Annotated in this window: 10 protein-coding genes; 9 read left to right on the top strand and 1 reads right to left on the bottom strand. The window is 65.0% G+C overall.

Annotation, left to right across the window (positions count from 1 at the left end):
- Positions 1-426: a nucleoside-diphosphate kinase gene (gene ndk, locus LIW09_RS05855; RefSeq protein WP_256647013.1), complete on the bottom strand. Its 426-nt coding sequence runs from the start codon at positions 424-426 to the stop codon at positions 1-3.
- 317 nt (positions 427-743) lie between these two features.
- Here ndk and LIW09_RS05850 point away from each other — a divergent pair, with 317 nt between their 5' ends.
- From LIW09_RS05850 to LIW09_RS05810, 9 genes are all read left to right on the top strand, one after another.
- A complete protein-coding gene (locus LIW09_RS05850; protein ID WP_256647012.1) occupies positions 744-1,985 on the top strand; it encodes a sugar phosphate isomerase/epimerase family protein in 1,242 nt (413 codons plus the stop codon).
- A 19-nt stretch (positions 1,986-2,004) separates the two neighbouring features.
- Positions 2,005-2,487, top strand: a complete 483-nt coding sequence (locus LIW09_RS05845; protein ID WP_256647011.1) for an S-ribosylhomocysteine lyase — start codon at positions 2,005-2,007, stop codon at positions 2,485-2,487.
- Positions 2,484-3,617, top strand: a complete 1,134-nt coding sequence (locus tag LIW09_RS05840) for a sedoheptulose 7-phosphate cyclase (protein WP_256647010.1) — start codon at positions 2,484-2,486, stop codon at positions 3,615-3,617. The genes LIW09_RS05845 and LIW09_RS05840 overlap by 4 nt, the downstream gene beginning before the upstream one ends.
- Positions 3,614-4,324 (top strand): bifunctional 2-polyprenyl-6-hydroxyphenol methylase/3-demethylubiquinol 3-O-methyltransferase UbiG, encoded by a 711-nt coding sequence (ubiG, locus tag LIW09_RS05835; protein ID WP_256647009.1) that lies wholly within the window; start codon positions 3,614-3,616, stop codon positions 4,322-4,324. Before LIW09_RS05840 ends, ubiG begins: the two co-directional genes overlap by 4 nt.
- A 2-nt stretch (positions 4,325-4,326) precedes the next feature.
- A complete protein-coding gene (locus LIW09_RS05830) occupies positions 4,327-5,223 on the top strand; it encodes a UbiA prenyltransferase family protein (RefSeq protein WP_256647008.1) in 897 nt (298 codons plus the stop codon).
- Between the two features lie 107 nt (positions 5,224-5,330).
- Positions 5,331-5,957 carry a TetR/AcrR family transcriptional regulator gene (locus LIW09_RS05825; RefSeq protein WP_256647007.1) on the top strand — a complete coding sequence of 209 codons (627 nt, stop codon included), beginning with the start codon at positions 5,331-5,333 and terminating at the stop codon, positions 5,955-5,957.
- 21 nt (positions 5,958-5,978) lie between these two features.
- A complete protein-coding gene (locus tag LIW09_RS05820) occupies positions 5,979-8,351 on the top strand; it encodes a 3-hydroxyacyl-CoA dehydrogenase/enoyl-CoA hydratase family protein (protein WP_256647006.1) in 2,373 nt (790 codons plus the stop codon).
- A gap of 76 nt (positions 8,352-8,427) precedes the next feature.
- On the top strand, positions 8,428-9,636 hold the full coding sequence (locus LIW09_RS05815; protein ID WP_256647005.1) for an acetyl-CoA C-acyltransferase: 1,209 nt from the start codon (positions 8,428-8,430) through the stop codon (positions 9,634-9,636).
- A gap of 149 nt (positions 9,637-9,785) precedes the next feature.
- On the top strand, positions 9,786-11,462 hold the full coding sequence (locus LIW09_RS05810; protein ID WP_256647004.1) for an AMP-binding protein: 1,677 nt from the start codon (positions 9,786-9,788) through the stop codon (positions 11,460-11,462).
- The last annotated feature ends 1 nt before the right edge of the window (position 11,463 follow it).

Here is an 11,463-nt window from a genome sequence, read left to right as displayed (position 1 = left end):
TCAGCGCGCGAAGACGTCGGTCGCCGGGAAGAAATAGGCGATTTCGATCGCCGCGTTCTCCAGTGAATCCGAGCCGTGCACGGCGTTGGCGTCGATGCTGTCGGCGAAGTCGGCGCGGATGGTGCCGGCGGCGGCGTCCTTCGGGTTGGTGGCGCCCATCAGGTCACGGTTCTTGAGCACCGCGCCTTCGCCTTCCAGTGCCTGGATCATCACCGGGCCGGAAATCATGAAGTTGACCAGCGCCGAAAAGAACGGGCGCTCACGGTGAACCGCATAGAAGCCTTCGGCTTCCTGCTTGGACAGGTGCTTCATCTTCGCGGCCACGACCTTCAGGCCAGCCTTCTCGAAGCGGGAATAGATTTCGCCGATCACGTTCTTGGCAACGGCATCGGGCTTGATGATCGAAAGGGTGCGCTCCAGCGCCATGGGACTCTCCGGGGATTGGTGGGCGTCCATGCCGGAGCGCCCGAGGATAACAGAAAAACCCGCGTACTGGCGCGGGTTTGGCCGATTTGGCTTGTGCGGATTCTAGCTGATATCGGCAGCGATTCGCACCTGCCGGTGCCTGCCAAGCGAAGAAGCTGCCGGGAAAACTTGACGTGAGTCATGGCAGCCCCCGGCGACACCCCGCAGGCTACACGGATGTCACGCCGGCACGGCGTCCTCATCGCGGGGCGACGCCATGCATCAGCCGAATGCGGCCTGCGGCTCTTCCTCGCGCCTGTTCAACACGGTTCCCGGGCATGATCCAGCTCAGCTACAGCACCTTCGGCCTCACCAACCTGCCGTTCCTCGACGCCATCGATGCGGTGGCCAAGGCGGGCTATGCGGGGGTCGAACTGTCGTTCCATCGCGACCAGTTCAACCCATTCAACCTGACCGACGCCGATCTGGACGCGGTGAAACAGCAGCTTGCCCGGTCCGGCATCGCGGCCCCCTGCGTGGCCACCGCCTCGCATTTCTTCACGCCGCAGCGCCCGCATGAGCCGTCACTGTTGAGCCTGGACCTGGCCGGACGCAAGCGCCGGATCGACCTGGTCAAACGCGGCATCCGGGTCGCGCGGCATCTGGACGTGAACCTGGTGACCTTCGGCAGCGGTTTCCGTCGCGACGAGCACGCGCGTCACCCGGAGGTGGACCCCTGCGAGCTGCTGGCCGACTCGATCCATGAGTGCCTGCGTGAAATCCGCGATGACGAGGACATCACCCTGCTGATCGAGCCAGAGCCAGGGATGGTCATCGAAACGATGGAGCAGGGACTGGCGCTGATCGAGGCGGTGGGCGACAAGCGCTTCGCGCTGCACATCGACATCTGCCACGCCTATTGCTCGGAGACCGACTACATCGGCGCGCTGGGCAAGGCGGCGGCGCATGCGCGCTATCTGCATATTTCGGACGCGCGCGAAGGCTACAACCTGAAAATCGTCGCGGATGCCGACGAACTCCATTTCGACATGGGGTTTGCCAGCTATCTGGTGTACTTCCCGGCCACGGCGGCGTTCCTGCTGGTGGATCGCAAGCAACCGATGTATTTCTGCGATGACGCGCCAACGCCTGCGCAACGTGCGCGGATCGATGCCCATCTGGCGCGCGCAGGCGTCAGTGCCGCGCTGCGGCTGGTGGCGTATTCCAGCCTGCATGCCGGCAACTCGGCGTTGGACGACGAGATTTTCACCTATCTGATTTCGATGCCGGGACTGTCCTACGAGGTGCTGGAACGCGCACATCCCATCATTGCCTTCCTGCGTGGCGCGCGCGGCCCGGCACTGGTGGACAAGATGGTGGCCAATACGCTGACCGGCATCGTGCATTTCCACGAAATCCCCGGCGAAGGCACGCTGGATCTGGCAGCCAGCTTCAAGGCGCTGAACGACAACGGCTTCAACGGCTTCGGCTCGGTCGAGCTGTACCACCACGTGGAATCCTGGCAGGCAGCGCTGGCGGCCAGCCATCGCCACCTGGCCGCCATTGCGCAATCGGCCTGACCGGATGCAGAACCCCGCCATGATCGACTACGAGGCACTGGGCTGGCCCGCCGGCACCGTCGGCGAGCTGGATCATCGCCTGCTGAAGGCGCCCAGCGTGAAGTTGCGCGCTGCCCATCCCTGCTCGGGCGGCGACGTGGTGTATTGCATCGACCTGCGCCTGCGCCGGCCCAACGCCGACGCCTGCCTGTCCAGCACGGAGTCGCATTCCATCGAGCACTTCCTGCTGGAAGGATTCCAGCGCCTGATGCCGCAGCAGTTCATCGGCATTGGCGTGATGGGCTGCCAAACCGGCTTCTATCTCACCCTGCGCAATGAAGGTCGCCGCACGGCGATCGAGGCGGCACTGGACGCCATCCTGCAGGGGGTGCTCGAGGCCCACGCAGTGCCCTATGCGCGCATCGACCAATGCGGCAATTGGCAAAACCACAGCCTTGCCCGCGCGCAGGCCGTTGCCAGCGAAGTGCTGGCGCAGCGCAGCGCGTGGCGGGAGATCGCATGAGAAGCACGCCAGGCACGCGCTGGCGGGTGAGCGAGACGCGCCAGATCGAGTACGACCTGCTCAACGTGGACGACGTGTTCGATCCGGGCAATGCCGCCCTGCTCTCGATCGGTCGCATCCACGGTGGCCGCCGCTTCGTGGTGGTGGACGATTGCGTGTATCGCCATCACGGCGAGCGCCTGCATGCCTATTTCGCCCACCATGAAGTGCAGGCGCGGATCGTTCCGGTTGCCGGCGGCGAGGCCGGGAAATCCATGGATACCTGGCAGTCGCTGTTGCGCGCGCTGGACGACTTCCCCATCCATCGCCGCGACGAGCCCATCATCGCCATCGGCGGCGGCGTGCTGACCGACGTGGTCGGCTTCGTGGCCTCCAGCTACCGGCGCGGCGTCCCGCACGTGAAGGTACCCACCACCCTGATGGGCTATGTGGATGCCTCGGTCGGCATCAAGACCGGAGTCAATTTCAACGGGTTCAAGAACCGCATCGGCAGTTTCGAACCGCCGGCGCGGGTGCTGCTGGATCGACGCTTGCTGGCCACGCTGGAGCCCCGCCATTTGCGCAACGGCATGTGCGAGATCATCAAACTGGCGGTGATCAAGGATGCCGGGCTGTTCCAGCAGCTGGAAACCTTCGGCGCAGCCGGCATGGCCTCGGCGTTCCAGGGCGCGCAGAGCGCGCACATCCTCGATCGCGCCATCGAAGGCATGCTGGAAGAACTGGCCCCGAACCTCTACGAAGACGAGCTGGCGCGCAAAGTCGATTTCGGCCACACCTTCAGTTACGGCCTGGAAACCCGCCACGAGGAGCACCTGCTGCACGGCGAGGCGGTGCTGCTGGACATCCTGGCCTCCACTGCCATTGCATGCGGCCGCGGGCTGCTGGGCGAAGCCGATGCCACGCGCATCCTGGCCCTGGTCGCCACGCTGGGCATCACGCCTGCGATCGAACTCCTGGACGTCGAGTTGATGTGGCAATCGCTGCAGGACCGCATCGAGCACCGCAACGGCCGGCAGCATGTGCCGCTGCCCTCGGCAATCGGCGCCTGCGTGTTCGCCGATGACATCACCCGCGCCGAGCTCGCCGCTTCAATCCACACCTTGACCGCATGGACACAGCCCCAGACATGAACGCATCGCAGAATGTTGACGCCGCGGAAATCGCCCACTTCAACCGCATCGCCCAGCTGTGGTGGGACCCGGCCGGCAAGATGGGGCAACTGCATGCGATCAACGACCTGCGCCTGAACTTCATCACCGACCGCATTGCCACCGCCAGCCCGCGCGTGGTGGACGTGGGCTGCGGCGGCGGCATCCTGACCGAAGCGCTGCACAAGGCCGGCGCGCGGGTCACCGGCATCGACCTGTCCGAGCTGTCGCTGAAAGTCGCGCGCCAGCACGCCGAGGCAAGCGGGCTGGACATCGACTACCGCTACATGAACGTGGAAACGCTGGCACAGGAAGAAGCCGGCACCTTCGATGCGGTGACCTGCATGGAAATGCTGGAGCACGTGCCGCATCCGGATCAGATCATCGCCGCCTGCGCCAAATTGCTGAAGCCCGGCGGGGTGGCGTTTTTCTCCACGATCAATCGCACCTTCAAGGCGTTCGCGTTTGCCATCGTGGCCGGCGAATACATCCTGGGCCTGTTGCCGCGCGGCACCCACACCTACGCCAAGCTGATTCGTCCGGATGAGCTGCGCCGCTGGAGCGCCGCGTCGGGGCTGCAGTTCAGCGCCGTGGCCAGCCTCATGTACAACCCGCTGACACGCCGCTTCCGGGTTGCGCCAAACCGCGAAGACATCAACTACATGGCCTGCTTCGCCAACAAGGAGTGAGCATGCTTCGACGTTTCCTTGCGCTGTCGCGCTCCACCCATGGGGTGCTGGACATCGCCATGCCGGGCTTCGTCGCCCTGCTGTGGCTGGGGCATTTCCCGTCTTGGAAGGTGCTTGGGCTGTGCCTGTTGACGGCGCTGGCCGGCTATACCGCGATCTACGCGCTCAATGATTTGATCGGGGTGAAGGACGACAAGGAAAAGGTGGCCGGCGGGCTCAAGGCCGGCTATGCGGTGGAAGCCTCGCAGATGCGCTACCCGCTGGCGCAGAACCTGATCAGCATGAAGGGCGCCGTGGCCTGGTTTGCGCTGTGGTTTGCGGTGGCCGTCGCCGGCATCTGGCTGCTGAACCCGATGATCCTGGCAATCCTGCTGGGCGCCACGGTGCTGGAGGTGGTGTACGTCAAATTGTTGAAGGTCACCTGGTGGCGCACCGTGGTCAGCGGGCTGGTGAAATCCGCCGGCCCGGTGGCGGCGGTGTTCGCGGTGGTTCCCCAGCCCTCGTGGGCGGGGCTGGCGCTGATGCTGGCGTGGCTGATGCCGTGGGAGATCGGCGGGCAGAACATCCCGGCCGACTGGAACGACATCGAGGAAGACCGCCGTATCGGGGCGCGCACCATTCCGCTGGTCTTCGGCCTGCGCGCGGCCGGCGTGCTGACCTGCCTGCTGCTGGCGCTGACCGTGGCTTTCAGCTTGCTGCTGCCGAGGCTTTCGCCGCTTGCGCTGGGCTGGCCGTTCCAGCTGGCGCTGCTGCTGGCCGGGCTGGTCTTGCTGCTGTTGCCGGCCCTGCGCGTGACGCGCAGCCTGGACGGTCGCCAGGCCGCGCGCCTGTTCGATCACGCCAGTCTGTACCCGTTGGCCCTGCTGGCCATCGTGACCGTTTTCGTGCTGCTGGGCTGACGCCCCGGCGCGAGTGCCGGGGAACCCGTTTTCGCTGGCTCCGCCGGTAGTTGACGGCTTCTTGCGATCGGCGCAATATCAAACAATCGTTTGAATGAATTTCATCCATGAGCCTGCCGCACTTCTCGACCAAAGATCGAATCCTGCATGCGGCCGAAGAGCTGTTCGCCCAGCAGGGCTTTGCCTCCACTTCGCTGCGCCAGGTCACCAGTCGCGCCGACGTCAATATCGCCGCGGTCAATTACCACTTCGGCAGCAAGGACAATCTGGTCAACGAAGTGTTCCGGCGGCGCATGGACGAGATGAGCCAGCGGCGCCTGGACGCGCTGCACGCCGCGCTGGAACAGTCCCCGGGGCAGCTGGAGCCGATTCTTGCCGCGTTCGTGGAGCCCGCGCTGGCGATGGCCCGCGACCGCAACGGCGGCGGCGCCTTCATCCGGGTCATCGCGCGCGCTTACGCCGAGAGCAACGCCGGCCTGCGCAAGTTCCTTTCCGACCAGTACGGCCACGTGCCGCGCGAATTTGCCAAGGCAATTGCCGCCTGCGTGCCATCGCTGGGCAAGGAAGAGCTGTACTGGCGGCTGGACTTCCTGTCGGGCGCACTGACTTACGCCATGGCGGATTTCGGCTTGATCAAGCGCCCGGCCGGGGTCACTGAAGCCGCCCACCGGCAGCGCGCCGCCAAGGCATTGATCCGTTTCGTTTCTGCCGGCTTCAACGCCGACGCCACCTGAATTTTCAAGGAGATAGTTACCATGTCGCAGAAACTGCTTGTGCGCCGCGCCGCCATCCTTGGCGCCGGCGTGATGGGCGCGCAGATCGCCGCCCACCTGACCAATGCCGGTGTGGACACCGTGCTGTTCGACCTGCCTGCCAAAGACGGGCCGGCCGATGGCATCGTGCTCAAGGCCATCGCCAACCTCGGCAAGCTCAGCCCGGCCCCGCTGGCGAGCAAGGCACTGGCCGAAGCCATCACCCCGGCCAACTACGACAGCGGGCTGCAACAGCTTCGCGATTGCGACCTGATCATCGAGGCCATCGCCGAACGGATGGACTGGAAGCAGGATCTGTACAAGAAGATCGCCCCGTTCGTGGCCGATCATGCGGTGCTGGCTTCCAACACCTCGGGCCTGGGCATCAACAAGCTGGCCGACGTGCTGCCCGAACAGCTGCGCCATCGCTTCTGCGGCGTGCATTTCTTCAACCCGCCGCGCTACATGCACCTGGCCGAGTTGATTCCGGCCAGGACCACCGATGCCGTCGTGCTGGAAGGGCTGGAAACCTTCCTGACCACCACGCTGGGCAAGGGCGTGGTGTACGCCAAGGACACCCCGAACTTCATCGGCAACCGCATCGGCGTGTTTTCGATCCTGTCCACCATCCACCACACCCAGCAGTTCGGGCTGGGCTTCGATGAAGTGGATGGCCTGACCGGGCCGCTGGTCGGGCGCCCGAAGTCGGCGACCTACCGCACCTCCGACGTGGTGGGCCTGGACACCATGGCCCACGTCATCAAGACCATGGGCGACACCCTGCCCGACGATCCGTGGCACCGCTACTTCAAGTCGCCGGCATGGCTGGATGCGCTGATTGGCAAGGGCGCACTGGGCCAGAAGGCCGGCGCCGGCATCTTCCGCAAGGTCGGCAAGGACATCGTGGTGCTGGACCTGCAACAGCAGGACTACCGCGCCGCTGACCGCAGTGCCGCGCCGGAGGTGGTCGAGATCCTGAAAATCCGCAACCCGGCGGAAAAGTTCGCCAAGCTGCGCGAAAGCCAGCACCCGCAGGCGCAGTTCCTGTGGGCCTGTTTCCGCGATTTGTTCCATTACAGCGCCTGCCATCTGGCCGACATTGCCGAGACCGCGCGCGACGTTGACCTGGCCATTCGCTGGGGCTACGGCTGGTCGATGGGCCCGTTTGAAACCTGGCAAGCCTCCGGCTGGAAGCAGGTGGCGCAGTGGATCGCCGATGACATCGTGGCCGGCAAGAGCATGAGCAGCGCGCCGCTGCCGGACTGGGTGTTCGACGGCCGCGACGGCGTGCATGCCGCAGAAGGAAGCTACAGCCCATCGCGCAATGCCACGCTGCCGCGCTCGTCGCTGCCGGTGTACCAGCGCCAACGTTTCCCCGATCCGCTGCTGGGTGAACGCTTCAGCGCGGGCGAAACCGTGTTTGAAAACGACGGCGTGCGCATGTGGCACGACGGTGACGGCATCGCCGTGGTCGGCTTCAAGACCAAGATGAACACCGTCTCCGACCAGGTGCTGGATGGCCTGCAGGAAGCCATTTCCATCGCGGAGAAGGACTTCCAGGGGCTGGTCCTGTGGCAGCAGAAGGAGCCGTTCTCCGCCGGTGCCGACCTGGCCGGCGCGCTGGGCGCGCTGCAGGCCGGCAAGCTTGAACTGTTCGAGTCGATGGTGGAGAACTTCCAGCGCACCAGCCAGCGCATCAAGTATTCGCTGGTGCCGGTGGTTGCCGCCGTGCGCGGATTGGCGCTGGGCGGCGGCTGCGAGTTCCAGATGCACAGTGCGCGCACGGTAGCGCACCTGGAAAGCTACATCGGCCTTGTGGAAGCGGGCGTGGGCCTGCTGCCTGCGGGCGGCGGCCTGAAGGAACTGGCGGTGCGCGCGTCGCAGGCCGCAGGCCCGGGCGGCGACGTGTTCGCCGAACTGAAGAAGACCTTCGAAACCATCGCCATGGCCAAGGTGTCCAATTCCGCCGTCAATGCCAAGGAACTTGGCCTGTTGCGCGACACCGACAGGGTGGCCTACAACGCCCACGAACTCCTGCACATCGCCAAGGCGCAGGCGCGCGCGCTGGCCGAGGCCGGCTATCGCCCGCCGCTGCCCGCCCGCCGCATCCAGGTGGCCGGCGATGTCGGCATTTCCACCTTCAAGATGATGCTGGTCAACATGCTGGAAGGTCGTTTCATCAGCGCCTACGACTACGAGATCGCCGAACGCATCGCCACCATCCTGTGCGGCGGCAACGTGGATCGCGGCGCACGGGTGGACGAGGAGTGGCTGCTCACGCTCGAGCGCAAGCACTTCGTCGAACTGGCGCAGCAGGAAAAGACCCAGGCCCGCATCGCGCACATGCTCAAGACCGGCAAGCCGCTGCGGAACTGAGTGAGCGTTGGCGCGTCGGCAACAGGCCGCCCGCGCCCGCCATCCACGCTCACACCACTTTCAAGAGATCACTGCAATGACCAAGCAAATCCAGGATGCCTACATCGTCGCCGCCACCCGGACCCCGGTCGGCAAGGCGCCCAAAGGCATGTTCCGCAACACGCGCCCCGACGACATGCTCGCCCACGTCCTTCGCTCCGTGGTCGCGCAAGCACCGGGCATCGACGTCAATCGCATCGACGACGCCATCATCGGCTGCGCCATGCCGGAAGCCGAGCAAGGCATGAACGTGGCGCGCATCGGCGTGCTGCTGGCCGGCCTGCCCAACACCATCGCGGCACAGACCATCAACCGCTTCTGCTCGTCCGGCCTGCAGGCCGTGGCGCTGGCCGCCGATCAGATTCGCCTGGGCCATGCCGACCTGATGCTGGCGGGTGGCACCGAATCGATGAGCATGGTGCCGATGATGGGCAACAAGATCGCGATGGCGCCCAGCGTGTTCGAGAACGATCACATCAACATCGCCTACGGCATGGGCATCACCGCCGAAAAAGTCGCAGAAGAATGGAAGATCTCGCGCGAAGCGCAGGACGCCTTCGCCCTCGCCTCGCACCAGAAGGCGATCGCCGCGATCCGGAACGGCGAATTCAAGGACGAGATCAGTCCCTGCGACATCGTGTCGCACCAGCCTGACCTGGCCGACGGCCAGCGCATCATCACCCGCAGCACGATTGCCGATACCGACGAAGGCCCGCGCCCGGATTCCTCGGCCGAAGGCCTGGCCAAACTGCGCCCGGTGTTTCGCAATGGCCAGTTCGGCGGCACGGTGACCGCGGGCAATTCCTCGCAAATGAGCGACGGCGCCGGCGCCGTGCTGCTGGCCTCGGCACAGGCGATCAAGGACTACGGGCTGACCCCGCTGGCCCGCTTCGTCAGTTTCTCCGTCGCCGGCGTGCGCCCGGAAGTGATGGGCATCGGCCCGATCGCGGCGATCCCGAAGGCGCTCAAGCAGGCGGGCCTGAGCCAGGACCAGCTGGACTGGATCGAGCTCAATGAAGCCTTCGCCGCGCAGTCGCTGGCCGTGATCCACGATTGCGGGCTTGACCCGGCCAAGGTCAATCCGCTGGGCGGCGCCATTGCGCTGGGCCACCCGCTGGGCGCCACCGGCGCGGTGCGCACCGCGACCATCGTGCATGGCCTGCGCCGCCACCAGCAGAAGTACGGCATGGTCACCATGTGCATCGGCACCGGCATGGGCGCGGCGGGGATTTTCGAAGCGCTTTGAACCACTGACGCATGCCGGTGGCGGCGTTCGCCACCGGCTTCGCCTCCCGCCGGGATCGCCTTGTAAGGCGTGGGAGGCTATGCTCAAATCCAAGTCGAATTCCATACGCCGACGCATCGCGTTGGCGACCACTCGCAGGGGAGCAGTGCATGAGTTCCGATCGTCCTTGGCTGGCTCACTATCCGGCCGGCGTGCCTGCCGACATCGACCTGACCGAGTTCACCTCGATCACCGACGTGTTCGATGCCGCCTTGCGCAACTATCGCGACAAGACGGCCTTCATCAACATGGGCAAGTCGATCAGCTATGACGAGCTTGATCGATTGAGCCGCGACTTCGCCGGTTATCTGCTCGGTGAGCTCAAGTTGAAGAAGGGCGACCGGGTGGCGATCATGATGCCCAACTGCCTGCAATACCCGGTCGCGATCTTCGGCGTGCTGCGCGCCGGGCTGACCGTGGTCAACACCAACCCGATGTACACCGCACGCGAGCTGAAACATCAGTTGGCCGACTCCGGTGCCAGCGTGCTGCTGGTGATGGACAACTTCGGGCACGTGGCCCAGGAGGTGCTGGCGCAGATGCCGGGCGTGCGCGCCATCACCACCGGGCTGGGCGACATGCTCGGCTTCCCGAAGGGGGCCATCGTCAACTTCGTGCTCAAGCACCTGAAGAAGATGGTCCCCGAGTTCAGCATCCCCGGCGCGACGCGCTTTCGCGACACGCTCACCCTGGGCCGCATGCACGCCCTGCCCGAGATCCGCAATGCCGCCGAGGATATTGCATTCCTGCAATACACCGGGGGCACCACCGGCGTGTCCAAGGGCGCGATGCTGACCCACCGCAATCTGGTGGCCAACATGCAGCAGGCGGCCGCATGGGTGGCCGGCAACGTGAAGTACGGCGAAGAGACCATCATCACCGCGCTGCCGCTTTACCATATCTTCGCGCTGACCGCGAACTGTCTGGTGTTCATCAAATTCGGCGCCAGCAACCTGCTGATCACCAACCCGCGCGACATGCCCGGCTTCGTCAAGGAGCTCAAAGGCATCCGCTTCACCGCGATAACCGGCGTCAACACGCTGTTCAACGGGCTGCTGCACACACCCGGCTTCGAGGGCGTGGACTTTTCCCACCTGCACCTGACCCTGGGCGGCGGCATGGCGGTGCAGCGCGCCGTGGCCGAAAAATGGAAGCAGGTCACTGGCGTCACCCTGGCAGAGGCCTATGGCCTGACCGAAACCTCGCCTGCGGTATGCATCAATCCACTGGACCTGCGCGAGTACAACGGTTCGATCGGCATGCCCGTGCCATCCACCCTCGTCTGCATCAAAAGCGATGACGGCGCCACCCTGCCGGCCGGCGAAATCGGCGAGCTGTGCGTCAAGGGGCCACAGGTCATGAAGGGCTACTGGCAGCGCCCGGAGGAAACCGCCAAGGTCATGGATGCCGACGGTTGGCTGCATACCGGCGACATGGCGAAGATGGACGAACAGGGTTATTTCTACATCGTCGATCGCAAGAAGGACATGATCCTGGTCTCGGGCTTCAACGTGTATCCAAACGAAGTGGAAGACGTGATCGCGATGATGCCCGGCGTGCTGGAAGTCGCGGCCATCGGCGTGCCGGATGAAAAATCCGGGGAGGCGGTGAAGGTCTTCATCGTCAAGAAGGATGCAGCGCTGACGGCTGATGCGGTGAAGGCGTTCTGCCGCGAAAACATGACCGGCTACAAACAGCCGAAATTCATCGAGTTCCGGAACGACCTGCCCAAGAGCAACGTCGGCAAGATCCTGCGCAAGGAACTGCGTTCGCCAGCCAACGCCTGAG

The sequence above is a fragment of the Thermomonas paludicola genome, from assembly GCF_024498955.1.
GTDB classification, from domain to species: Bacteria; Pseudomonadota; Gammaproteobacteria; order Xanthomonadales; family Xanthomonadaceae; genus Thermomonas; species Thermomonas paludicola.
This window is presented reverse-complemented; position numbering and strand designations above follow the sequence as displayed.